This window comes from Aeromonas sobria (genome assembly GCF_050266975.1).
In the GTDB taxonomy this organism is placed as follows: domain Bacteria; phylum Pseudomonadota; class Gammaproteobacteria; order Enterobacterales; family Aeromonadaceae; genus Aeromonas; species Aeromonas sobria_B.
Genome location: NZ_JBKISU010000002.1, coordinates 65,494 through 89,512, shown reverse-complemented (window position 1 = coordinate 89,512; position 24,019 = coordinate 65,494). Strand labels below are relative to the sequence as shown.

General features: G+C 60.5%; 23 protein-coding genes. 12 read left to right on the top strand and 11 right to left on the bottom strand.

The window, feature by feature from the left end:
- Window positions 1-32 precede the first annotated feature (32 nt).
- The 4 genes from frr to rpsB all read right to left on the bottom strand — a co-directional run bounded on the left by frr (window position 33) and on the right by rpsB (window position 3,195).
- Window positions 33-590: a ribosome recycling factor gene (gene frr, locus ACLHZ1_RS01640; RefSeq protein ID WP_041993374.1), complete on the bottom strand. Its 558-nt coding sequence runs from the start codon at window positions 588-590 to the stop codon at window positions 33-35.
- 84 nt (window positions 591-674) lie between these two features.
- Complete coding sequence (gene pyrH, locus ACLHZ1_RS01635; protein ID WP_427260694.1) at window positions 675-1,409, bottom strand: UMP kinase; 735 nt, start codon at window positions 1,407-1,409, stop codon at window positions 675-677.
- A gap of 70 nt (window positions 1,410-1,479) precedes the next feature.
- A complete protein-coding gene (tsf, locus tag ACLHZ1_RS01630) occupies window positions 1,480-2,361 on the bottom strand; it encodes a translation elongation factor Ts (protein WP_427260693.1) in 882 nt (293 codons plus the stop codon).
- A 105-nt stretch (window positions 2,362-2,466) separates the two neighbouring features.
- Window positions 2,467-3,195, bottom strand: a complete 729-nt coding sequence (gene rpsB / locus ACLHZ1_RS01625; RefSeq protein WP_408792521.1) for a 30S ribosomal protein S2 — start codon at window positions 3,193-3,195, stop codon at window positions 2,467-2,469.
- 362 nt (window positions 3,196-3,557) lie between these two features.
- On the opposite strand from rpsB, the gene map reads away from it, so the two are divergent.
- The 4 genes from map (at window position 3,558) to ACLHZ1_RS01605 (ending at window position 8,608) form a co-directional block, all read left to right on the top strand.
- Window positions 3,558-4,346, top strand: coding sequence for a type I methionyl aminopeptidase (map, locus tag ACLHZ1_RS01620; RefSeq protein ID WP_408792522.1), 789 nt, complete (start codon window positions 3,558-3,560; stop codon window positions 4,344-4,346).
- Between the two features lie 53 nt (window positions 4,347-4,399).
- Entirely contained in the window at window positions 4,400-7,039 is a 2,640-nt protein-coding gene (glnD, locus tag ACLHZ1_RS01615) for a bifunctional uridylyltransferase/uridylyl-removing protein GlnD (RefSeq protein WP_408792524.1), read from the top strand.
- A 120-nt stretch (window positions 7,040-7,159) separates the two neighbouring features.
- Entirely contained in the window at window positions 7,160-7,987 is an 828-nt protein-coding gene (gene dapD, locus ACLHZ1_RS01610; protein WP_427260692.1) for a 2,3,4,5-tetrahydropyridine-2,6-dicarboxylate N-succinyltransferase, read from the top strand.
- 237 nt (window positions 7,988-8,224) lie between these two features.
- Window positions 8,225-8,608 carry a DUF3461 family protein gene (locus tag ACLHZ1_RS01605; protein WP_427260691.1) on the top strand — a complete coding sequence of 128 codons (384 nt, stop codon included), beginning with the start codon at window positions 8,225-8,227 and terminating at the stop codon, window positions 8,606-8,608.
- Between the two features lie 147 nt (window positions 8,609-8,755).
- On the opposite strand, the gene ptsG is transcribed toward ACLHZ1_RS01605, so the two are convergent.
- The 6 genes from ptsG to ACLHZ1_RS01575 form a co-directional block, all read right to left on the bottom strand.
- Window positions 8,756-10,186 carry a PTS glucose transporter subunit IIBC gene (gene ptsG, locus ACLHZ1_RS01600; RefSeq protein ID WP_427260690.1) on the bottom strand — a complete coding sequence of 477 codons (1,431 nt, stop codon included), beginning with the start codon at window positions 10,184-10,186 and terminating at the stop codon, window positions 8,756-8,758.
- Window positions 10,187-10,610: 424 nt separating this feature from the next.
- On the bottom strand, window positions 10,611-11,579 hold the full coding sequence (locus ACLHZ1_RS01595) for a MalM family protein (RefSeq protein ID WP_427260689.1): 969 nt from the start codon (window positions 11,577-11,579) through the stop codon (window positions 10,611-10,613).
- Between the two features lie 91 nt (window positions 11,580-11,670).
- Window positions 11,671-12,990: a maltoporin gene (locus tag ACLHZ1_RS01590; protein ID WP_427260688.1), complete on the bottom strand. Its 1,320-nt coding sequence runs from the start codon at window positions 12,988-12,990 to the stop codon at window positions 11,671-11,673.
- A gap of 529 nt (window positions 12,991-13,519) precedes the next feature.
- Complete coding sequence (locus ACLHZ1_RS01585) at window positions 13,520-13,960, bottom strand: flavodoxin (protein WP_427260687.1); 441 nt, start codon at window positions 13,958-13,960, stop codon at window positions 13,520-13,522.
- 92 nt (window positions 13,961-14,052) lie between these two features.
- On the bottom strand, window positions 14,053-14,838 hold the full coding sequence (truC, locus tag ACLHZ1_RS01580; protein WP_427260686.1) for a tRNA pseudouridine(65) synthase TruC: 786 nt from the start codon (window positions 14,836-14,838) through the stop codon (window positions 14,053-14,055).
- A complete protein-coding gene (locus ACLHZ1_RS01575; RefSeq protein WP_408792534.1) occupies window positions 14,835-15,170 on the bottom strand; it encodes a YqcC family protein in 336 nt (111 codons plus the stop codon). The genes truC and ACLHZ1_RS01575 overlap by 4 nt, the downstream gene beginning before the upstream one ends.
- Before the next feature lie 254 nt (window positions 15,171-15,424).
- Here ACLHZ1_RS01575 and ACLHZ1_RS01570 point away from each other — a divergent pair, with 254 nt between their 5' ends.
- The 5 genes from ACLHZ1_RS01570 to ACLHZ1_RS01550 all read left to right on the top strand — a co-directional run bounded on the left by ACLHZ1_RS01570 (window position 15,425) and on the right by ACLHZ1_RS01550 (window position 18,331).
- Window positions 15,425-16,453 (top strand): DUF3549 family protein, encoded by a 1,029-nt coding sequence (locus tag ACLHZ1_RS01570; RefSeq protein WP_427260685.1) that lies wholly within the window; start codon window positions 15,425-15,427, stop codon window positions 16,451-16,453.
- A gap of 20 nt (window positions 16,454-16,473) precedes the next feature.
- Window positions 16,474-16,776 (top strand): DUF3301 domain-containing protein, encoded by a 303-nt coding sequence (locus tag ACLHZ1_RS01565; RefSeq protein ID WP_427260684.1) that lies wholly within the window; start codon window positions 16,474-16,476, stop codon window positions 16,774-16,776.
- An 80-nt stretch (window positions 16,777-16,856) separates the two neighbouring features.
- Window positions 16,857-17,087: a DUF2789 domain-containing protein gene (locus ACLHZ1_RS01560; RefSeq protein ID WP_427260683.1), complete on the top strand. Its 231-nt coding sequence runs from the start codon at window positions 16,857-16,859 to the stop codon at window positions 17,085-17,087.
- A gap of 115 nt (window positions 17,088-17,202) precedes the next feature.
- Window positions 17,203-17,526: a hypothetical protein gene (locus ACLHZ1_RS01555; RefSeq protein ID WP_427260682.1), complete on the top strand. Its 324-nt coding sequence runs from the start codon at window positions 17,203-17,205 to the stop codon at window positions 17,524-17,526.
- Window positions 17,527-17,545: 19 nt separating this feature from the next.
- The gene (locus tag ACLHZ1_RS01550) at window positions 17,546-18,331 is read left to right on the top strand and encodes a Zn-ribbon-containing protein (protein ID WP_427260681.1); all 786 of its coding nucleotides are present in this window, start codon (window positions 17,546-17,548) and stop codon (window positions 18,329-18,331) included.
- Window positions 18,332-18,422: 91 nt separating this feature from the next.
- On the opposite strand, the gene syd is transcribed toward ACLHZ1_RS01550, so the two are convergent.
- Window positions 18,423-18,971 carry a SecY-interacting protein gene (gene syd, locus ACLHZ1_RS01545; RefSeq protein WP_427260680.1) on the bottom strand — a complete coding sequence of 183 codons (549 nt, stop codon included), beginning with the start codon at window positions 18,969-18,971 and terminating at the stop codon, window positions 18,423-18,425.
- 50 nt (window positions 18,972-19,021) lie between these two features.
- Between syd and queF the strand changes: the two genes are divergently transcribed.
- The 3 genes from queF (at window position 19,022) to ACLHZ1_RS01530 (ending at window position 23,980) form a co-directional block, all read left to right on the top strand.
- Window positions 19,022-19,870: an NADPH-dependent 7-cyano-7-deazaguanine reductase QueF gene (queF, locus tag ACLHZ1_RS01540; RefSeq protein WP_427260679.1), complete on the top strand. Its 849-nt coding sequence runs from the start codon at window positions 19,022-19,024 to the stop codon at window positions 19,868-19,870.
- A 112-nt stretch (window positions 19,871-19,982) separates the two neighbouring features.
- Window positions 19,983-22,250: a hypothetical protein gene (locus tag ACLHZ1_RS01535; protein WP_427260678.1), complete on the top strand. Its 2,268-nt coding sequence runs from the start codon at window positions 19,983-19,985 to the stop codon at window positions 22,248-22,250.
- A 95-nt stretch (window positions 22,251-22,345) separates the two neighbouring features.
- On the top strand, window positions 22,346-23,980 hold the full coding sequence (locus tag ACLHZ1_RS01530) for a GGDEF domain-containing protein (protein ID WP_427260677.1): 1,635 nt from the start codon (window positions 22,346-22,348) through the stop codon (window positions 23,978-23,980).
- Window positions 23,981-24,019: the final 39 nt, after the last annotated feature.

Below are 24,019 nucleotides of genomic sequence, written 5' to 3'. Positions count from 1 at the left end.
TACACGGCGCTCGTAATATACCTGTCAGAGCCTTAGATTTCCATTAGCTCCTTTTCCTTCGCGGCCAGGGCTTCATCCACCAGCTTGACGAAAGAATCGGTGAGTTTCTGGATCTCTTCCTGGGCACGACGGTCGTCGTCTTCGGAGATCTCCTTGTCCTTGAGCAGCGCCTTCAGGTCTGCGTTGGCATCGCGGCGGATGTTGCGCACGGCGACACGGGCACCTTCGGCCTCGGCACGGACGATCTTGGTCAGATCCTTGCGGCGCTCTTCGGTCAGCGGCGGCAGGGGTACCCGCAGGGTCTGGCCGTTGCTGGACGGGTTCAGGCCCAGATCCGAGGTCAGGATGGCTTTTTCCACCGCCTGGATCATGGAGCGATCGAAGATGGAGATGGACAGGGTGCGGGCATCTTCAGCCACCACGTTGGCCAACTGCTTGAGCGGAGTCGCTGCGCCATAGTACTCAACCTGGATGCCGTCGAGCAGGCTCGGGTGAGCACGGCCAGTACGGATCTTGGACATCTGGGATTTGAGCGATTCTACGCTCTTGGACATGCGGTCCTTGGCGTCGTTTTTAATCTCGTTGATCACAGTGGTTTTCCTTTTGGCGAACGAACCCGCAACGGGTCCGTTTCTGACTTATTTACTGACGTAATGGATAAGAGTCCTTTCGGCTCATTTACCAATGTGGTGGATCAGGGTGCCTTCCGGCTCACCCATGATAACCCGACGCAGGGCACCCGGCTTGTTCATGTTGAACACCCGGATCGGCAGGTCGTGGTCACGCGCCAGGGTAAAGGCGGCAAGATCCATGACTTTGAGTTCTTTATCAAGCACTTCGTCATAGCTCAGCTCATGATACAGCACGGCGTCCGGATTCTTAACCGGATCATCGGTGAACACACCATCGACCTTGGTGGCCTTGAGCACGACGTCAGCCTCGATCTCGATCCCGCGCAGGCAGGCCGCAGAATCGGTGGTGAAGAAGGGGTTGCCGGTACCGGCGGAGAAGATGACGACCTTGCCGGCGCGCAACTGGCTGATCGCCTCGGCCCAGACATAGGAGTCACAGATGCCCTGCAGGGAGATGGCAGACATCAGACGGGCATTCACATAAGCACGATGCAGGGCATCACGCATGGCCAGGCCGTTCATCACGGTGGCCAGCATACCCATGTGGTCACCCACCACGCGGTTCATGCCCGCCTTGGCAAGACCGGCACCCCGGAACAGGTTGCCGCCGCCGATGACCAGACCGACCTGAACACCCAGCTCAACCAGTTCCTTGATCTCTTGGGCCATGCGATCCAGCACCGCCGGATCGATGCCGAAGCCTTCTGCGCCTTGCAGGGCCTCACCACTCAACTTAAGAAGAACGCGTCTGTATGCAGGTTTGGGATTGGTACTCATGTCACTGATTCCTGGTCATATAAAGACCGCGACATAAGTCGCGGTCTGGAGTTAGCGAAAACCGGTTCGGTTATGCCTTCTGAGCAGCCGCGATCTGGGCAGCCACTTCGGCAGCGAAGTCAGTTTCCTGCTTCTCGATGCCTTCGCCTACTTCGAAGCGAGTGAAGGAGACAACGTCAGCACCTTCTTTCTTCAGCAGCTCGGCAACGCTCATGGACGGATCCTTGACGAAGGGTTGACCAGTCAGGGAGACCTCACCGGTGAACTTCTTCATGCGGCCTTCAACCATCTTCTCGGCGATCTCTTTGGGCTTGCCGGAGTTGATGGCGATGTCGATCTGGATTTCGCGCTCTTTGGCAACGACTTCGGCAGACACATCTTCGGGCTTGACGAACTGCGGGCTGTTGGCAGCAACGTGCATGGCCAGATCTTTGGCCAGCTCGTCGGAACCACCGGTCAGCTTGGTGATAACACCGATGCGGGAACCGTGCACGTAGGTACCCAGGTTGTCACCTTCAACCAGCATCACGCGACGCAGGTTCATGTTCTCACCGATCTTGGCGATCAGGTTGGTGATGGTCAGCTCGACGGTCTCGCCGTTGCCGAAGTCGGCCGCTTTCAGGGCGTCAACGTCAGCAATCTTCTGGGTGGCAGCGATCTCGACGATCTTCTGACCCATGGCCAGGAAGCCGGCATCCTTGGAGACGAAGTCGGTCTCGCAGTTCAGCTCGATCATCACGGCAACCTTGCCTTCGGTACGGGCAAAGATCACGCCTTCGGCGGCGATACGGCCCGCTTTCTTGGCGGCCTTGGCCTGACCAGATTTGCGCATGTTTTCGATAGCCAGTTCGATATCACCGTTGGCTTCTTCCAGCGCTTTTTTGCAATCCATCATGCCAGCGGCGGTGCGCTCGCGCAGTTCTTTCACCAGGGCGGCGGAAATATTTGCCATGTCCAGTATCCTCGGTCTCGAGTTATCAAGAAACAGGGGCCACAAGGGCCCCTGCTAACCAATTACATCAGCTTGGTTAATAAGGGCTTTAACAGACCTTATCAATTACTCAGCTTCAACGAAGCCATCTTGTTCGGCTTGAACAACGATGTCTTGAGCGCGCGCTTCCAGTACGGTATCAGCAGCAGCGTTCAGGTACAGTTGAACGGCACGGATCGCATCGTCGTTACCCGGGATGACGTAATCAACGCCGTCCGGATTGGAGTTGGTATCAACGATGGAGACAACCGGGATACCCAGGTTGTTGGCTTCTTTGATAGCGATGTGCTCGTGGTCGGCATCGATCACGAACAGAACGTCAGGCAGGCCGCCCATGTTCTTGATACCACCCAGGCTCTTCTCCAGCTTGTCCATTTCGCGAGTACGCATCAGCGCCTCTTTCTTGGTCAGCTTTTCGAAGGTACCGTCTTGGCTCTGGGTTTCCAGATCTTTCAGACGCTTGATGGACTGACGAACGGTTTTCCAGTTGGTCAGCATGCCGCCCAGCCAGCGATGGTTCACATAGAACTGATCGCAACGAGCAGCAGCTTCTTTGACGGCTTCAGACGCGGCACGCTTGGTACCAACGAACAGTACCTTGCCTTTCTTGGCAGCAACGGAGCTCACGAAGTTCATGGCTTCATCAAACATCGGAACGGTTTTTTCCAGGTTGATGATGTGAACCTTGCTGCGGGCACCGAAGATGTAGGATTTCATTTTCGGGTTCCAGTAACGAGTCTGGTGACCGAAGTGAACGCCGGCTTGCAGCATGTCGCGCATAGAAACTTTAGCCATTTTATACCTCTGTATTGGGGTTAGGCCTCCACACATCCCATGTAACCGACCCCAGAGGGGCACCCCGGTACAGGTGTCGATGTGTGTGTGTTATTGATTAAGGGTGATGAAACCGGGACCAGTAGTTCCGGTTCCGGCGCGCTTTATACCATAAGTTTGCCTGAGGCGCCACCGGCAGCCGTGCTAAAAACCGGGGCCCCAGCTTCACTCTGTGTCAGAGATTTGACCCTGTGATGACAATCACACTGGAAGTCGGCGGGGGTTGCGGATAAAATTTTGCCCTGATTGCAAACGCATCTATTTTTCATTACCTGCTTGTTGTCGGCCATGCCGGCGAGGAACCAGGCCGCAAGAGAGATCCCATGTCCATTAAAATCAAGACGCCGGAAGAGATTGAAAAGATGCGCGTTGCCGGCCAGCTGGCCGCCGATGTGCTGGTGATGATAGCCCCCCACGTCAAGGCGGGCGTCACCACTGACGAGCTCAACACTCTGTGCCATGACTTCATCGTCGATGTCCAGCAGGCCATTCCCGCGCCCCTGAACTACCACGGTTTCCCCAAGTCCATCTGCACCTCGGTCAACGACGTCATCTGTCACGGCATCCCCAACCACAAGAAACTGCGGGAAGGGGACATCATCAACCTGGACATCACCGTCATCAAGGATGGCTACCATGGCGACACCTCCGCCATGTTCATCGTCGGCCAGACCACGCCCCTGCGCCGTCAGCTGTGCAAGATAGCCCAGGAGAGCCTGTACGCCGCCATCAAGCGGGTACGCCCCGGCATGTGCATCACCGAGATTGGCGCCGTGATCCAGCCCATCGTCGAGCAGGCGGGCTTCTCCGTGGTGCGTGACTACTGCGGCCACGGCATCGGTGCCGAATTCCACGAAGAGCCCCAGATCCTGCACTATCGCAACAGCGGCAAGCTGGAGCTCAAGCCGGGCATGTGCTTCACCATAGAGCCCATGGTCAACAGCAAGAAGTACCACTGCCGCACCAACCCGAAAGATGGCTGGACTGTCACCACCAAGGATGGCGGCGACTCCGCCCAGTGGGAACACACCCTGCTGGTGACCGAGGATGGCTGCGAGGTGCTCACCCTGCGCCCCGACGACACTATCGACCGCCATATCAAACACGGTTAACATCAAACCCCGGCCCCGCGCCGGGGTTTGTGTTTTCAAGATGACGAGATGCCATGGACGCCAGCCTGCTTTCCCCCCACCTGCTCCCCGATGACGACCTCGGCCGGGACAACTGCAAAGAGTATCTGAGCCGCTTTCTCGGCTGGTTGCACGAGCGCTTCGATGCCGGTGACAACATCATAGAGCTGGTCGCCACCCGCTCCCTCTACATGGATCAGCTGCTGACCCGGCTGTGGCACAAGTTCGGCTTCGATCAGGAGACCCACCTCACCCTGATTGCGGTCGGCGGTTATGGCCGGGGCGAGCTGCACCCCCACTCCGACATCGACCTGCTGATCCTCTACCAGGGGGATGAGCTGGATGAAGCCCTGGGCCAGCGCATCGGCGAGTTCATCACCCTGCTCTGGGATCTCAAGCTGGAGGTGGGCCAGTCGGTGCGCAACCTGGCCGAGTGCATCGAACAGGGGCTGGCCGACATCACGGTCGCCACCAACCTCATCGAGGCGCGCTACATCACCGGCCATCTGGCCGGCTTCGAGGCGCTGCAGCGGGCGACCCGCCCCGAGGTGTTCTGGTCGAGCGAGGATTTCTTTCGCGCCAAACGCGCCGAACAGACCCAGCGTCACCAGCAGTTCCTCGGCACCGCCTACAAGCTCGAGCCGGACCTCAAGAGCAACCCCGGGGGGCTGCGGGATATCCAGACCCTGGCCTGGGTCGCCCGCCGCCACTTCGGCGCCACCACCCTGTTCGAGATGACCAGCCACGGCTTTCTCAACCGGGCCGAGTACCGGGAGCTGCTCGACTGCCAGAACTTCCTGTGGAAGGTTCGCTTCGCCCTGCACATGGCCATCAACCGGGGCGACAACCGGCTGCTGTTCGACAGGCAGCGCACCGTGGCCGAGATGCTCGGCTTCGAGGGGGAAGGCAACCGGCCGGTGGAGCAGATGATGAAGCGCTTCTACCAGACGGTGCGCCGGGTCTCCGAGCTCAACGAGATGCTGCTGCAGCTGTTTGACGAGGCGATCCTCGGCAACACCGCCATGGACGTGCGCCGCATCAGCGACGAATTCCAACTGCGCGGCCGCCTCATCGATGCGGTGGATGCCGAGCTGTTTGGCCGCGATCCGGCCGCCATACTGCGACTCTTCTACCAGATAGCCCAGCATCCCGAGATAGCCGGCATCCACTCCGCCACCCTGCGCCAGCTGCGGGAGGCGCGGCGCAAGCTCGACTGCTGGTTGCAGGAGATCCCCGAGTGCCGGCGCCTGTTCATGGCGCTGCTGCGCCACCCCGGCGGCATCGGCCAGCCCCTCACACTTATGCACAAGTACGGGATCCTCGCGGCCTACCTGCCCCAGTGGAACCTCATCGTCGGCCAGATGCAGTTCGACATGTTCCACGCCTACACGGTGGACGAGCACACCCACCGGCTGCTCAAGAACATCCACCAGTTTCCCAATCCGGCCAGCCGCCAGACTCACCCCCTCTGCCACGAGATCTTCAATCGGCTGCGCAAACCTGAGCTGCTCTGCATCGCCGCCCTGTTTCACGACATCGCCAAGGGGCGGCGCGGGGATCACTCCGAGCTCGGCGCCGTCGATGCCCTGGAGTTCTGCCAGCTGCACGGCCTGGATCGCTACGAGAGCCGACTGGTGGCCTGGCTGGTGCGCCACCATCTGCTGATGTCGGTCACCGCCCAGCGCCGGGATATCCACGACCCCGAGGTGGTCACCGACTTCGCCCAGAAGGTGCGCGATGAACAGCATCTGGATCTGCTCTACTGCCTGACGGTGGCCGATATCTGCGCCACCAACGACACCCTGTGGAACGACTGGAAGGGCACCCTGCTGCGGGAGCTCTACTTCACCACCCAGAAGGCGCTGCGCCAGGGGCTGGAGAATCCTCCCGACATTCGGCTGCGCATCCGTGAAAACCAGCGTCAGGCGCGCCAGCTGCTCAGCCAGCGCCACCTGGACGATGCCTCCATCACGGCCCTGTGGAGCGACTTCAAGGCGGACTACTTCCTGCGTCACAGTCCGGAGCAGATCGCCTGGCACAGCCGCCATATCCTGGAGCAGGAGGGGGCCGGCGAGACGCCCCTGGTCACCATAGGCAAGCACCCGACCCGGGGCGGCAGCGAGGTGTTCATCTATTGCCGCGACACGCCTAACCTGTTCGCCACCGTGGCCTCGGCCCTGGATCAGAAGAACCTCAACATCCACGACGCCCAGATCATGAGCTCCCGCAGCGGCTATGTGCTCGATACCTTCATCGTGCTCGAGCCCAATGGCGAGCCCATCAGCCCGAACCGCACCGCCACCATCAAGAAGGCGCTGGAAAAGGCCCTGCAGGAGCCGGGCAGGCTGGTGCTGCGCAACAAGCCCCTGTCCAGACGCCATCGCCAGTTCCTGGTGCCGACCCGGGTGGTGTTCCTGCCCCACAAGGGCGAGAACCGCCACACCCTGCTGGAGCTGACCGCCCTGGATACCCCCGGCCTGCTGGCCCGCATCGGCGCCGTGTTCCAGCAGTGCGGCCTCTCCCTGCATGCCGCCAAGATCACCACCATCGGCGAGCGGGTCGAGGATTTCTTCAGCCTGACCAATCGCGACGGCGAGCCCCTGACCCAGGAGGAGCAGCGGGCCCTGGAAGAGAAGCTGGTGCATCAGCTCAACCCTCAGGAGCAGGAAGCCTGAGCCAAGTGAACCTATTGGGCCACGCCTGCCGCGGTTATGGGGAAGAAATCCCCTCTCCCCCTTAAACCCGGCGGGAAAAGTGTGATACAACAAACAGAATTTTTTCAAAGGAACCCCACCATGACCGAGTTGCAACAGATCATCGAGTCGGCCTTCGAGCGCCGTGATACCATCACCCCTGGCACGGTAGACGGCGCCACCAAGGCCGCCATACTGCAAGCCATCGAGCTGCTGGACAGCGGCAAGGCCCGGGTGGCCGAGAAGATCGCCGGTGAGTGGGTCGTCCACCAGTGGCTGAAAAAAGCGGTGCTGCTCTATTTTCGCATCAATGACAACGGCATCATCAAGGGTGACGACGCCCAGTACTTCGACAAGGTCCCCCTCAAGTTCTCCGACTACAGCGCCGAGCAGTTCAAGCAAGCGGGCGTGCGCGTGGTGCCGCCGGCGACCGCGCGCAAGGGCTCCTTCATCGCCCCCAATACCGTGCTGATGCCCTCCTACGTCAACATCGGCGCCTTCGTCGATGAGGGCACCATGGTCGACACCTGGGCCACCGTCGGCTCCTGCGCCCAGATCGGCAAGAACGTCCACCTCTCCGGCGGCGTCGGCATCGGCGGCGTGCTGGAACCCCTGCAGGCCAACCCGACCATCATCGAAGACAACTGCTTCATCGGTGCTCGTTCAGAGGTGGTTGAAGGGGTGATCGTCGAAGAGGGCTCCGTCATCTCCATGGGCGTCTTCATCGGCCAGTCCACCCGCATCTATGACCGTGAAACCGGCGAGATCCACTATGGCCGCGTCCCGGCTGGCTCCGTGGTGGTCTCCGGCTCCCTGCCCTCCAAGTGCGGCAAGTACAGCCTGTACGCCGCCGTCATCGTCAAGAAGGTGGATGCCAAGACCCGTGCCAAGGTCGGCATCAACGCCCTGCTGCGCTCCATCGACGAGTAACATGCCGCACGGCTTGCACAAAGGGCACCCTCGGGTGCCCTTTTTCGTTTCCAGCGCCTCCTGAAAGCGGGGCGGCTCATCAGCAAGCATCCATCCCCTGCGGCGAATCCGGCACGCCTCGCCGGCACAAGAGGGGTCTGAACGGCACCACTGATTTTGGTGCCCCAGTCACAGGCCGATCGCACTTTCTCGGCTATCATGGCTGAGCAAGACGCTTTCAAGTCAAGGAACAGTCGAATGTACGAGAATCTGAAGAGTTTAGGGATCCAGGATCCCACCGCGGTGGACAGCTATACCCTGCGCCAGGAAGCCAACCACGACATCCTCAAGATCTACTTCAAGAAGCAGAAAGGGGAGTTCTTCGCCAAGAGTGTCAAATTCAAGTACCCGCGCCAGCGCAAGACCATACTGGTGGACTCGGGCACCCACCAGTACAAGGATGTCACCGAGATCAACGCCAATCTCAAGTACGTGGTCGATGAGCTCGACAACCTGACCCAGGGAGTCCATGTTCAGGCGGATCAGGATCTCAAGAAGAAGATTTTGCGTGACCTGCGCCATCTGGAAAAAGTGGTGGCCAACAAGATAAGCGAGATAGAAAAGGATCTGGAAAAGCTCTGAGCCTGGCGCCATGCCGGCTCGTTGCAACAACAAGGGTGCCTCTGGGCACCCTTGTTGTTGCATCTGCCCCCGGGGTCGCAGATGCCCAGCACGAAAGAGGGAGGCCAACGCCTCCCTCTTTCGTCTTCTGTCTGTCAAGCAAGCGGATTAGTTGCTCTTCATCCAGATATCCATGTCGGTCTTCAGGTTGTCGGACTTGGTACCGAAGATGGCTTGCACGCCGGAGCCTGCTACCACCACACCGGCGGCGCCCAGCTTCTTCAGACCAGACTGGTCAACCTTGGCCACGTCTTTCACGCCCACCCGCAGACGGGTGATGCAGGCATCCAGAGAGGCGATGTTCTCTTTACCACCGAAGGCACTGACCAGGGCGGCAGACATCTCGTCCTTGCTCTGACCCACGGTCTCTTCGGCGGCTTCATCTTCACGGCCCGGGGTTTTCAGGTTCATGGTACGGATGACGAAGCTGAATACCACGTAGTAGAGCGCGGCATAAGCCAGACCCAGACCCACCAGCAGCAGCATGTTGTCGGCACGCGGCGATTGCACCACGAAGTCGATGAAGCCGTTGGAGAAGGTGTGACCGTGCACCACGCCCAGGGAGTTGGTCAGCACGTAGGCCAGACCCGCCAGCAGCGCGTGGATGGCGTACAGTACCGGAGCGATGAACAGGAAGGAGAACTCGATCGGCTCGGTGATACCGGTCAGGAAGGAGGTCAGGGCGGCAGAGGCCATGATGCCTACGATCTTGGCGCGGTTTTCCGGCTTGGCGGCGTGAGCGATGGCAAACGCGGCGGCAGGCAGACCGAACATCTTGAACAGGTAGCCACCGGCCAGCTGACCGAAGCCGTTGCCGGCGGCGCGGGTGGCGTCATCGGCGGTCAGGAAGCAGGTCATGATGCCGTGTACGGTTTCACCGGCGCCGTTGACGCAGGTACCGGCCTGATAGAAGAAGGGCACGTTCCAGATGTGGTGCAGACCGAACGGGATCAGGGAGCGTTCAACCACGCCGTAGATACCGAAAGCCAGGACAGGGTTCTGGTTGGCAGCCCAGTCGGAGAAGGCACCGATGGCGGCGCCAACGGGCGGCCAAATCACGGAGAGGATCACACCCAGGCCGATGGAGACGAAACCTGTGATGATGGGTACGGCACGCTTGCCGGCGAAGAAGCCCAGGTACTCGGGCAGCTGGATCTTGTAGAAGCGATTGAACGCCCAGGCGGCCACACCACCGGCGAGGATACCCCCCAGAACACCGGTCTCGATGTTCTCAACGCCCATCACGGGTGCCATTACCTTCAAGGTGGCGGTCATGATGCCGTAGCCAACGATGGCTGACAGGCCGGAGACGCCGTCGTTGTTGGTAAAGCCGAGGGCCACGCCCACCGCAAACAGCAGAGCCATCTGACCGAATACGGAACCACCCGCCTGCTCCATCAACTGGGAGACAATTTCTGGCATCCAGCTGAAGTGGGCGGCACCCACCCCAAGCAGAATACCTGCAACGGGCAAGACCGATACAGGCAGCATCAGCGCCTTACCGACTTTTTGCAGATTGGAGAATGCATTTTGTAACATGTGTGTACTCCTGAATGATTGTTCCCTAACGGACCCGTTCGAAGTTAAGCCTATCATCCGCATGAATGCTAACCAGAACCGGGAGATGGGGTGTTTTTTATTTTGACCAAGTCAATATAACCCATGGAATAGGGAAATTCTTCAGTCAGGAATTAGCAGATAAGAAATTTGGGGAAGAGATCACAAGATGATTGACACAAGACAAGAATAAGATTTAACAGTTAATATTCCGCACAATAACTATATTTTATTTTCATGAAAACTGCTGTTTCATATTGTATTTTAACCCTACCAAACACAACCAGCTGAAACGCAGTGTAACTCAATGTAACCAACCATTGGTTAAGTGTAGACCCAATATAATCATTAAAAAGGCCCCCGACAATGGAGGCCTGATAAATATAGCTCAGTGATGGTAAACGCATTATTTCTGCTGAGAACGTTTCACCGCATCGACGAACACGGATTTTGCCTTGGTGGAACCGGCCCGTTCGGCCTCATTGACCAATTGCATTGCCTTGTCGATATCCCCGCCCTTCACCGCTTTTTCGATCTGGCTGTGATAGAAGGCTTCCGTCTCGCTCAACATGGCGGGTGCCGGCTTGCTCGGCGCCGTGGCCACCAGGGCCGTGCCTCCTACGGCGGCAGCCGTGGCGGTCGTTGCCGGCTGGCTCATGGCCACCTTGTCGGCATACTCGGGCTTGAACACGGCTTCAATGCCCTGTGCCTTGGCCATGTCGGTGACCACTATCTGCACCAGGCCCCAGGGAGAGTGCGGGATCACGGGATCCGGCACGGCCGGCTCCACCGTGTTGTTGGCCCGGGCGAAGGCCTTGGCGGGATGCAGTATGGTGGTGCTGCCAGAGAGCGCATCGGCAGGGGTGTAGACAATCATATAGGTTTCGGCTGCCGGATTGCCCGGCATGCTGCGATCCACAAATACCTTGCCCTCGATCCTGTCGTTATCCAGCAGGTGGGCGGGTTGATAACTGAATACCGATTCACCCAACACGCGAGTCACTTTGAACTGGCTATCCAGCATGATGACTTGTGGTGCCAGCACCGTCTTGCTCACCTGAGACGCCACCTTGATGGCCAGATTGCCGGTATTGGCGGGCAGGCGATAAGCGGCGAAATAGCTCATCCCCTCCTCAAACTGAAAACTGGGTTGTTTACCATCAAGGGTCAGCAGGGTATCCCCTACGGGCAAGGCGACATAATTGAACTCACTGAATGCAGCACAGCAGCTAGTCTCCTGCGAGAGCGCCTGTTTGGCTTGATCGGCATTGCTCAGGATGGAAGCGTGTTCCTGCATGGGAACCACCATGTTCCCGGAACAACCGGCCAACAGCGCAGTAACCATGGCCGCGATAGACATCTTTACCAATTTCATTCTTCTTATCTCCATAACCCGGTTGCCGTTACCTGGCGAAACGAAACTGCCCCCAAGTGGGGGCAGTGACTAACTTAACTGAAAGCCGGGCTTACCACCAAGCTTCCGCTTGAACACCAAAGTTCCAAGTGTCTTTTGAGGATTGGCTATCGAAAGGCTTACCAGCCATATCGTTATCATCAAGCCCAACGTAAGAAGCAAACACGCGAATTTCCGGACGGGCCCAGAAGCTGGAACCAGCAGACCAGGCCTGAGCCAGAGTCAGCTTGTAACCTGAATCTTCAAGAGAAGAGCCATCAGTTGACTTGTTCTTGTCCTTGAAATAGCCGCCTTCGAAGATGGTCTTGTTGAAGTCATCCCACTTGTACATGGGGCGAACGACAGCGGACATAGTCTCCCACTTGTCGTTGCCATCCCACATCTCGTTGCCTACGCCGTAAACCAGTTGGTGACCCATCTCGACCTTATCACCCATCGGGATAACGCCCCAGTTGATCAACCGGAAGCCATCTGCTCCATCTTTGGCTTCGGCGCCATACCAAGAACCATCACCCCAGAAAGCAAATACTTTGGAGTAGCCTTCGGTACCGTACTGCACCACAGATTTGTTGAAACCACCCAGCACATTAGCAGTCAGCTCGGCGGTCAACATTACGCCGTCTTCAGCATTCTTATATTGTGCATTGTTGGATTCTTTCTGAGCATCGGTCGGATTTGCGATGGCGTAGTCGACACCCAGCTCCAGTGAGGCATCTTGCCACAGCGGAATACCGGCATAACGAAGGTCAAGGGTGTTGACGTTCAGCTCATCATTGTATGTCCAACCATCATCAGTACCGCTGCGGTCGTTGCGAACCCAGGCAAAGGACACCTTGCCGGGACCAGCCTGGATACCTTCGATACCGGCACCGGCACCAGAGATATTCCAGTAGTAGAAGTCAGAGATATGGATGTCGTGACGCTGGTAGAAACGCTTGCCTGCCCACAGAGTCGCTTCCGGAGCAAAGCCCAATAACCCCTTGGCTTGAACATTGAACTGACGCAGTGCAAACGTAGAATCTTCCTTATTGTCACATTTGGTCAGAACACCATCTGCAGCAGTGCACTGGAAACGAGACTCTGTAGATTCCCAGTCATTGGAGCCATTGGAGGTCATGGCCACCATGGAGTCAACATAGAAGGTCTTGCCATCCTTGTTAAACACTTCCTGACCCAGCTGGACTTCACCATAGGTGTCATCTTCGTGGCCCAGGCGACCAACCTTTTGCTTTTTAATAACAGTCTGCATGTCGCCATCTTTGGAGACGCCGACACCGGAACGGAAGTAGCCGTGGAAATCAACGGCGAAGGCGGCTTGAGAAGCCAGGGCTGCGGTTACTGCGGCAGCGATCGGGAGCCACTTTGCTTTCATTTTCATTTTCCTTATTTCCCGCTGTGGAGTGTGTGTCCTGAGGTTTTACTTCCTATCACCATAAAAACGTTTGGGTGATAACCGAGGTCGATTATAGGTAGGTGATATAGGGACAAACATGAGCCAATTCACAAAACAGGGACAAACAGCGCCCAATCTGGCAGTGGGGACAATAACGCCCCAAAAAGAGCAAGCGTCAGCAACAATCGACCAATATAACAACCATAATGCCGCAAAATGATAAAATGAAACCGCTGTCAGCAATTAATTTGCGACGAACAAAAAGTAATTGCATGGCGAGTGAATGACAAAAACATGACTGAAATCGCTTTCAATGAGGAACTTTTAAATTTGGGACTTGTCAGCGCAACAGTACTTTATCCATGGTGATGTCATGACGGAGATCTATCAGCCAGGAAGGTGAAACAGAAATAATGCCCGCCACAAGGCGGTGGGCAATAAAAATAACGGGCCAAATATTGGCCCGTTATTCCGAATAAAAGCGTTAATTATTTTCTCTTTGGTCTGATCAGATACTTTCTTGCCACTCTTTCAGCCAGGTAAGCGCCACCACTTCCGGCTCATCCACCTGGGTCGCATCTATTTCCAGTCGGGGCAGCAGGGCATGGGCCCCCAACTCCTGGAGCAGGGTGTCAAGCTGGCGACCGGCGCCGCAGAAATGTTCATAGCTGCTGTCACCCATGGCGATCAGCGCATAATTGAGCCCTTTCATATAGGGTGCCCTCTCCCTGAGGTCGGCGGCAAAAGGCTCCAGGTTGGGGGGGATATCCCCCTGGCCCGTGGTCGCCGACACCAGCAGCAGGAAACGATTGGTACCTATGTCTTCGAGACGCGCCTCCTCGTGGAGACGGCACTCATGGCCCAGCCCCTCCAACGACGCCATCAGCGTCTGTGCCACCAGAAAGGCGGCGCCATAGACGCTGCCCACTACGATATCTATCTGTGCCATCTTGCCTCCTCAGTCGGGGAACGACCCCAGCATGCCACAGTGGGCGAGAAGGGAACAGGGCAAGGCACCAGGTGGCAGAGATGACCTGCCGGTCAGTAATCACTCTCGCTGGCGGGCCATCCCAACTTGGCGAACAGGCTCAGCAGCTCGGCGCCGAGGGGGGCCTGGATCCGCATCGGCACCTTGAGCACTGGGTGCTCGAAGCTCAGGGTACGCGCCACCAGCAGCAGGCGCTGGCAGTCAAAGTGCTCTCGAAAGAAGCGATTGTGGCGGCCATCACCATGGGTGGTGTCCCCGACGATGGGGTGGAACAGGTGATCGAGATGGCGACGCAGCTGATGCTTGCGGCCGGTGTGGGGGGCCAGGCGCACCAGGCTGTAGCGACTGGTGGCATGCTTCTTGGACACCGCATGGGGCAGCTCCACCTGATGCAGCCGGCTGAAACTGGTCACCGCCTCCTGGGCGGGCTTGTCCGGATCGGCGAAGGCATCGGCTATCTTGTCCAGCTGCTCCTTGAGGGGATAATCGATGAGCCCGCGGGTCGGTGCCCAGCCCCGTACCAGTGCCAGATACTCCTTGTGCACCCGCCGCCCGGCAAACGCCTCGGTCAGGCTGCGGGCCACCTCGGGACTCAGGGCAAAGAGCAGCACGCCCGAGGTCGGCCGGTCGAGCCGATGCACCGGATAGACGTGACGACCCCCGATGAGATCCCGGGTCATCTGCATGGCGAAACGGGTCTCGCCCTTGTCGAGCCAGCTGCGGTGCACCAGCAGGCCGGAGGGTTTGTTGACCGCCACCAGCCAGTCATCCTGATAGAGCAGGGTCGGCGCCAGCGCATCCTCCCCGGGCTCACAGCCAGGGGTCAGGGGCTCACTCATTTTTCCACCACCTTGCCGGAGAGCAGCAGATCGAAGCGGGCGATGAGCCGCAGCAGATCGGCCACCTCCGCCAGGTTCTCCTTGTAGCTCTCGCTCGCCATGGGATAGAGGGAGACATTGGCGGGCAGGGGCGCCTGCAACATGACCAGCTGCTCCATGCGCGGGATCAGCACGAACTGCAACCACTGATCGAAGCTCAGGGTATCGACGCAAAACGGCAGCGTGCTGGCCAGCGCCTCTTCCCCGGGGTGGTCGCTCTGCCAGCGCTCCAGACGCTGCAGCTCGGCGCTCAGCTCGCCCAGCAGGCCAGCCACCAACAGATACTTGTTCATCATCTACTCCTCAAGGCCGGGAGCCTCGCTCAATCGGGCCGCTCGCATCGGCCGCCAGATACCATCAGAGATAGTCCAACCGGTCGCATCGGCTGCCGGATGCCATCAGAGGCAGGGGCTGATCCGTCGGCGGGGATACACAAAGGGGCGCCACTATACACAATCTCGCCACGGTTAGGCAGGGGCCGCGCCGCTGGCTATCTGGTGCCGGCTCCTTATAATCGGGGGCCATGACTCATCAGCCTTCTCATACCATGACCGCCATCAACACCCTGACCGAATTCCTGACCCAGGCCGATACCCAGTTCCAACTGTTCGATCTGGGCCGCCAGGTGCGCCCCCTCGACAGCGCTGAGTTCGTGCGTGTCGAGCAGCAAGCCATCCCCTACCCCTGGCCCCTGCAGCAACACGCCTGGCTCGCGGTGCACTTCTTCCAGCGCGCCGAGGAGAAACACTACCTCTGGTTCCTCAAGTTTGCCCTCGATGAGCGGGGTCTGCTCGTCAGCGCCGGTCCCAAGCACTTCATGGATCTGGTGGTCGAGACCCTGGGCTACAAGCTGACCGGCGAGCTGGACGACGCCACCGCCAAGCGGCTGGCAGACAACCCCTACACCTTCCGTCCGGCCGAGGCCAAGATGGCCAGTCTGCACGCCAAGCTGGGGTGCCAGCTCGAGCAGGCACCCTCCGGCTACTATCAGGCCCTGTGCCACTATCTGGCCGCCCCCAGTGAAGAGGGCTGGCAGCAGCTGGGCCTGCAGGGCTTTGCCGATCTCGCCGAGCGTCTGCAACTGGAGAGCAACCTGGCCCTGGTGTGCAAGGCCATGGCGCGCCTGCCCGAGGCGCCGCTGCACGCCCTGTGCCAGAGCCTGGAGAGCGCCCCCCTGCCCCCTGCCCTGCAAGGAGCACTGCTCGAGCGCATCGCCCGGGAGCAGGAGTCGGCCCACCCCAATCCCGAGACCCTGGCCTATCTGTGCCGCGCCTTCGCCGCTACCGCCAGCAACGGCCAACGCATCAACAAGCTGCTCACCCTGCTGGAGACCCACCCCAGCCCCAGCCTGCTGCTCGCCATCGCCGGTCGGCTCTGGCCGGATCTGCAAGATCCCGCCCTGCTCGATCTCTTCCTCGAGCGACTGGCCGAGCAACCGACCCCCTTCTTCAATCAGGTCTTTGCCGAGCTGGTCACCCTGCCCCTGCTGCGACCCCAGGTGCTCGCCACCCTGCGCAGCCCGGCCCGCAGCGAGGCGGTCAGCCGCGCCATCGGCCGCCTGTTCAAGGCCGGCTGACCGGCCGCAAGGAGCCCATCATGGAAGAACTGCTCTGGATCCTGCTGCTGGTTGTGCTGGCCTCCGCCTTCTGGCACCAGCGGCGCCAGGCCGAACTGGCCTGGCAATACCTGAGACGCTACTGCCAGCAGCATCAGCTGCAACTGCTGTCGGTGGCCCGCAGCCACCGGCGGCTGGCCCATCGCCCCTTGCGCCTGCTCACCTGCTACCAGTTCGAATTCAGCAGCGATGGCGAGAGCCACTACCTTGGCACCCTCACCATGCAGGGGCTCAAGATAGCCGGGGTCGAACTGCCACCCCACCGGCTGCCGAGCGAGGGATAGCGCCAGCGATGAAAGGGGCACCGGACGAGGCGAGGCAGGGGGCGGCTATAATCTAGGCATTTGCACCAAGGAGAAGAAAGATGGACCCCATGGTACACGACATGCCCGCCCTCTTTGCCCAGTTGGGGCTGCCCAACGATGCCGACAGCCTGCGCCGCTTCATCGACAGCCACGCCCTGCGCGATGGCATGGAGCTGGCGGACGCCCCCTTCTGGAATGCGTCCCAGGCCAGTTTCCTGCGCGAATCCCTGCGCGATGATGCCGCCTGGAGCGAGACCATAGATCAGCTCGATGTGCTGCTGCGCCAATGATTGCGGGCTCGCCGGGGCCGTGACAAGCGCCCGTCCATGACTTACCCTGCCGGCGCCAATCCGGCATAAAGGCAGCCCAGTTCGCCGCCCCGGCCAAGACCCCAGAGGAGCGCTCATGTCGTCCAGCGAAATCCATCAGATTGCCAGCGAGCTCAAGGCGCGCGGCATCAGTCCCACCACCGCCATGATCAAGGCGCGGCTGAGCCAGCCCATCCCCATGGCCGAACTGCTCAAGGGCCTCAGCCAGTGGAAGCAGGCCCAGCTCAAGTCGCCCCAGACCGAGCCGGCACAGGAGACGCAAGTCCAGGCGCCTCAGGTGCAGCCTGACCCGGCCACCCCCGATGCGGACGGCCCCAGCCTGCAGAGCCTGAGCGAGCGGCTGACACGGCTCGAACAGAAGCTGGACCGCCTCCTTGCCCTCATGACCCAGCCCCGCTAAATCAGGCCCAGCATCCACCATGTATATTCTCGAACTCACCTTCGAATGCTATCGCGACACCTCCCTCGGCGAGGCCGAGGGCGCCATCGTCAACTACCTCGACATGCTGCGCTATCAGGGCCAGATCCTGGGCCGGGAGTTTCCCACCAGCATGCACGATGGCCATTTCATCAGCCGGGTGGTCTGCCCTGAGCAAGACAGCCTGCACCCGGACAACCAGAGCGAGCTGGTGACCCTGGCCGAGCAGAGGCTGCACCAGGCGGGGCTGCTGGCCCCCAAATTGCAACTGCAGGGGATGGATCTGCTCTCCGACAGCACGGATCCCTGCGGCCAGAACGACGCCCGACCCGGCTGGCTGCTGCTCTATACCAGCTTCCTCCACAGCTGCTCGCCGCTGCGCTGCGGCGATCACTTCGCCCCCGTCCCCCTCTATCGGCTGCCCGCACTCGCCAACGGCGATCACAAGCAGATCATCAAGTGGCAGGAGGATTGGGAGGCCTGCGATCAGTTGCAGATGAACGGCTCCATCGCCGAACACGCGGCCCTGCACGAGATAGGGGATGCGGGCAGCCGCCTCGCCCGGCGCGGCAGGGATCTGTGCCAGCGGCTCGAGGCCCTGACCGGCATTCCCGTCTACTACTACCTCTATCGGGTCGGCGGCCTGAGCGGCGCCGAGGAGCGCGCGCGCCCCTGTCCGGGCTGTGGCGGGGACTGGGCACTCCAGGCCCCCCTGCACGAGATCTTTGACTTCAAGTGCGAGCCTTGCCGACTCGTCTCCAACCTCTCCTGGGACTTCAAGGATTGAGCCTCCTCCCTTGAGATGGCACTACCTTGTGTCCCGATATCAGAAGGGCCTTGCCGGATAGCAAGGCCCTTCTCGTCTCACAGGGACAGGATCAATGGGGCAGGGTTTCCAGCCGCTCGAGGAAAGCCGGCAGGGAGGGCGCCAGCGCGAGGCGGCGGCCCGAGTCGAGCCACTCCAGCCACACCTGGCCGGTCTCATTGTCCAGGGAGATGAGGGTCATCTCGTTGCGGGTGGTGGCGATAAACAGCGACGGGGCCCGCTTCAACTTGCGCAACATCAGCAGGTGGCCTATCAGGTTCTCCCGCAGCAAGTCGAGATCCTGCTCGTTCCAGGGCAGGATCAACTCGAGGCGCAATCCCTTGAACAGGCAAGGCAACGGCCGGCTGAACCCCAGGCCGAACCAGATCCTGGCGCTCGGATGCAGGGTCAGCTCGAGGGCCGCCTCCATGGCGCTGAAGTCGGCGGGCTCGGGGCGAACATGGGGCCGCCAGGCGACCTGACCCCCGCTGGGTTCCCCCAGCTCGCAGGGGGAGCGCCAGTCCGCCTCCCACTGGCACAGGGGCAGCCCGCGCCGCGCCTCCCCCTCCCGCTGCCAGCGCAACAAAAAGTGCGTCAGGGCAGACAAGACTTGATCCGGCATCGAAATTCCTCACAATTAGCGACAACATTCGCCATTGCACCACCAATCCCATGAGCAAACAAGACAGATACCAGGATGCCGCGGCCCTGCAGGGCCTGAGCCTGGGCCAGCAGTCCGCCTATATCAGCCACTACAGCCCGGCGCTGCTGCAACCCGTGCCCCGCAGCCTCAACCGTGACGATCTCGCCCTGCCGGATCCCCTGCCGTTCCGGGGCTCCGACATCTGGACCCTGTACGAGCTCTCCTGGCTCAATGCCAAGGGCAAACCCATGGTGGCCCTGGGCGAGGTGAGCGTGCCCGCCAGCAGCGCGAACCTCATCGAATCCAAGTCGTTCAAGCTCTATCTCAACTCCTTCAACCAGACCCGTTGCGCCAGCATGGCGGCGGTGCGCGACTCGCTGATCCAGGATCTGAGCGCCTGCGCCGGCGCCCCGGTGGCGGTGACCCTCTTCCCCCTGGAGCAGGCGCCGCACCGGATAGCCAGCCTGCCCGGCGAGTGCATCGATGACCTCGATATCGAGGTGGATGAGTATGAATTTGATGCCGACCTGCTGGCGGGCGCCGCCGGGGACGAGGAGGTGGAGGAGACGCTGCACAGTCACCTGCTCAAGTCCAACTGCCTGGTCACTCGCCAGCCTGACTGGGGCTCTGTGGTGATCCGCTATCGCGGCCCTCGTCTGGATCGGGAGAAGCTGCTGCGCTACCTCATCTCGTTTCGCCAGCACAACGAGTTCCACGAGCAGTGCATCGAGCGGATCTTCACCGACCTGAAACGGCACTGCGCCCCGCAGCGGCTCACCGTCTACGCCCGTTATACCCGCCGTGGCGGCCTGGACATCAACCCGTTTCGCAGCGACTGGGAAGAACCCGCTGAGAACCTGCGTCTGATCCGGCAGTAATAAGGGGGGCGCTGACGGCGATGACCCCGGGTATCATATCTGTCAGTAAACTCTGGACTCACGGGGGGGGGCTTGGATAACATGCCCTCACCCCCGTGCGGCCCCCAATACCATGAATCAACTGTTTTTTCTGGCAATGATGATGTCCTCCCTGTCGGCTCCCAATGTGGATCTGGCCAAGGAGCAATTGTCTGTCGATCTCCAGCAGGCTCAGACCCTGGTGCAAAGCGATCCGGCCAGATGCGTACAGATCACCTCCGCCTTCCTGGTCCGCACGGCCAACAATCCCAAGCAGATCATCAATAGTCGCCAGGATTATGGCTACCGCGAGCCCCTGCTCACCTTCGGCACCATAGCCCAGGCCACCGGTGCCCACCTGCTCAAGGGGGAGTGCCTGATCCAGCTCGGCCAATATCAGCTGGCCGAGCAGGAACTGCGGCAGGCCCTGGCCCTGGCCAGCAAGGAGAAGCAGACGAAGCAACAGGCCCAGAGCCTCTACCTGATGCTGCGCAACCAGAACCTGCTGGGCGCCGGTCAGGACAATGCCCCCCTGCGCACCCAGCTCTCCCACCTGCTCGATGAACGGGCACTCCAGAACAGTCCACTGCAGGTCTACAGCCGGCTGCTGCGCGCCACGGATCAGATCCAGGCCCATCAGTTCGAGGAGGCCAAGCAGTTGATCAGCGAATCACGGCAGTGGGCGAATGCCGCCGGCGACATCAGGGCCCTGGCCTGGGTCGATGCGGTCAGCGGCGACCTCTATCACGCCCTCGGCCAGCCCCAGCTGGCCCTTGGCGACTACATCTCGGCCCAGCAACAGGCCAGACCCCTGGCCGATCCCCTCTTCCTCGGCCTGCTCGCCAACCAGATAGTGAACCTCTATCAGGAGGAGCAGGAGCCCCAGAAGGCGCTGCAATACGCCAACGAGGCCACCAACTACTTTCACGCCCTCGGCAACCCCATCCTGCTCAGCCAGGCCCTGAGCGTGCTGGCGAGCCTCAACCGCAACCAGGGTGACATGAACATGGCCCTGGTCTATTTCTTCAATGCCCTGGATCTGCTGGACGAAGGGAGCCAGCGCACCCGGGTCGCCCAGCTCAAGTACGAGATAGGCAAGACCTATCTGCAAAGCGGCAACCTGCCCCTGGCCCGCAGCTATCTCAGCGCAGCTCGCCAGGCTCACAGAGCGGGGGATGACAAGGAACCCCTGATCGATACCCTGCTGCTGCTGGGAGAGCTGCACCTCAAGCAAAAAGAGGCGGCCATCGCCATCCTGCAACTGGAGGGGGCCCAGGAGCTGGCCAATCAGATAGATGACGCCCACCGCCAGTTCGAGATCTACCGCCTGCTCTCCCTGGCCTATGAGCAGAAAGGCTACCTGCAACAGGCGCTGGAGAGCTACAAACGCTTCCATCAACTGAGCGAGCGGATCAACCAGCAGCAGGTGGATCTGGAGCAGGAGGCGATCCGCGACAACTACAGCCAGATAGAGCGCGAACAGCAGATCAAGGCCCTGGAGCTGAGCCTGGACCACAGCCGCCACCAGCAGGAGCGCTACCTCTGGTCGAGCGTCATCTCAGGCCTCTTGCTCGCCTTCTTCATCTACCTCTTCTTCACCCTCTGGCTGCGGCTCAAGAGTGCCCGCCAGCAGGCACGCTTCCTCGGCGAAGCCACGCTGACTGAGCCCCGCAGCGGCCTGGCCAACTGGCAGCGGCTGATGAATCGCTGGCCCAGAGAGATGGCCAAGCGCCAGCAAAAATCGGAGCGCTGGTACCTCAATGAGCTGACCGAGGGGGAGTTCGACGACAAGCTGCATTATCTGCTGTTTCGGGTTCCCTTCCTGGCCAACAACCTGGAGCGCCACGGCTATCAGCTGGCACGGGAGATAGAGAGCGCCTTCGGCGACTATGTGGCCGGCCTGACCCCCCCCGATGGCCGCATCTATGACCTGCGCGAGGGCCACCTGCTCTATGTGGTGCCCCAGCGCCACGTCGCCCAGCTGCATCAGCTGGCCCGGCAACTACTCGAACAACTCGCCGCCTTTCCCTGCGATCAGCCCCTGGATCGCCGCATCAGCCTGGGGATCGTCAGCCACCCCTTCCTGCCCAAGGCGGCCAGCGCCCTCGACCACCTCGGCCTGTTCGATCTCTGTTACCTGGCCCTGGCGGGTGCGACTCAGCTGGGGGAGAAGGCCAATCAGAGTGCCTGGCTGGAACTGGCGGCGATCGACTGCCAACAGGCGGCCTTTTTTAACGGAGACGTGTGGCAATGCTGCCTGATGGCGATTGACAAGGGATTGGTAAAAGTAAACTCTTCTCACGACAAACAGTGGATCAACTGGGCAAGCCTGTCACGGACGAGGGGCGCAGATGATCGATGACAAGATAGCGGATCGCTGGGGATCTGAGTCGGCCTCGCCCACAGAGGACTATCCCACCTCCACGGACAATAACAACAAACAGGGCAGCCTGAATAATGAATGACATCACTGCCGTAGCAGGGCAACTGGCCAGACTCAGGGAGTCGCTCCAGCACAAGCAACTCGAGCTCGATGAGACGGTGCTCTGCAGCCAGGCCGAGCGCAGCCGCAGCATCCAGTTTATCGCCAAGCTGATGCAGGCCTGCCGCGGTCATGATCGCGAGCTCGACAACAAGCTCGCCCGCCTCAAGCAGAAGCTGGAAGGACAACCCTCCCTCACCAGTCTGGACAACGACCTCGCCGCCATCGAGAAGCTGCTGCAACAGCACAGTACGGCCCTGGAAGAGTCCATCAACCTGACCGCCAGCGCCATCGAACTCGGCTCCCGGCAGCTCAAGTCCCTCAAGGGATTCCCGGAGGAGACCCGCAAGTCCCTCAGGGCCTTCCTGGCCGCCCCCAACGGCTATGGTCTCAGCGACCACCAGCGCCGGGTCACCCAGTTGCTGGAGTTCTACCAGCAGGCGATCAAGATCCAGCTGCTGCCCAGCCAACCCCTCTCCCCTTATGGGACTGGTCAGGACCAGCCCCCCGCCGACAAGGGGGCGGATGGCGCGGCCCTGGATACGGACGAGGCCGCCAGCCTCGACGTCAAGGTCTACAACCGCATCGCCGATGAGCTGCAGCGCCTCATCACCGAGCTCGATTTTGCCGGCGCCGTGGGGGAGAGCCTGGGGGAGATACGCCGCCAGCTGCTGATGGGGATGGATCCCTCCCTGCTGGCCGAGTCCTGCCTGCAGGTGATCCAGCTCATCATCGAGGGCACCCGCGAGGAGCGCAAGAGCTCGCGCGCCTTCCTGACCGCCCTCAACGAGAGCCTCTCCTCGGTCCACTTCAACTTCACCGAGTCCCTGGATGAGGGGCGGGCCTTGCAGCAGGCGAGCCAGACCAGCCGTGAGGCCCTGGACAACGAGGTTCAGGCCATCGATGACACCCTGACCCGCCACCACTCCTCCGAGGAACTCAAGCAAGCCATCAGCGACCACATGGCCGCCATCGGTCTGCTGCTCAAGGAGCGTGAGGCCATGACGGCCCGCGAGCTGCACCTCATCACCCGCCTCTCCACCATGGAGGCCAAGCTGCGGCTGATGAAGGAGGAGACGGCGGAGTACAAGAAGCGCCTCACCATCCAGAAGCACAAGCTGTTCCTCGACAGCCTGACCCAGGTCCACAACCGGGCGGCACTGGACGAGCGGCTCGAGCTGGAATACAAGCGCTGGCTGCGCTACCGCACCCCCCTGTGCCTGGCCATCATCGACATAGATCACTTCAAGGGAATCAATGACAACTATGGCCACATGGCGGGGGACAAGGCGTTGAAAGTGGTCGCCAAGGCGCTGCAAAAGTCCCTGCGCGACACCGACTTCATCGCCCGTTTCGGCGGCGAGGAGTTCGTGGTGCTGCTGCCCAACGTCAACCCGGACAAATTCGAGACCCCTCTCGAGAACCTGCGCAAGGCGATCAAGAGCATTCCGTTCCGCTTTCGCGATGCCAGGGTCGAGATCACCATCTCCATCGGCGCCACCCTGTTCAAGGAGGGGGACCAGCCCTCCGACGCGTTCGAGCGGGCGGACAAGGCGCTCTATGGCTCCAAGCACGGTGGTCGGGACAGGGTCAACACCGACCTGGGCTGATCCGCATCGAAGGGGGCCGGCACGCCGACGCCATTCCAC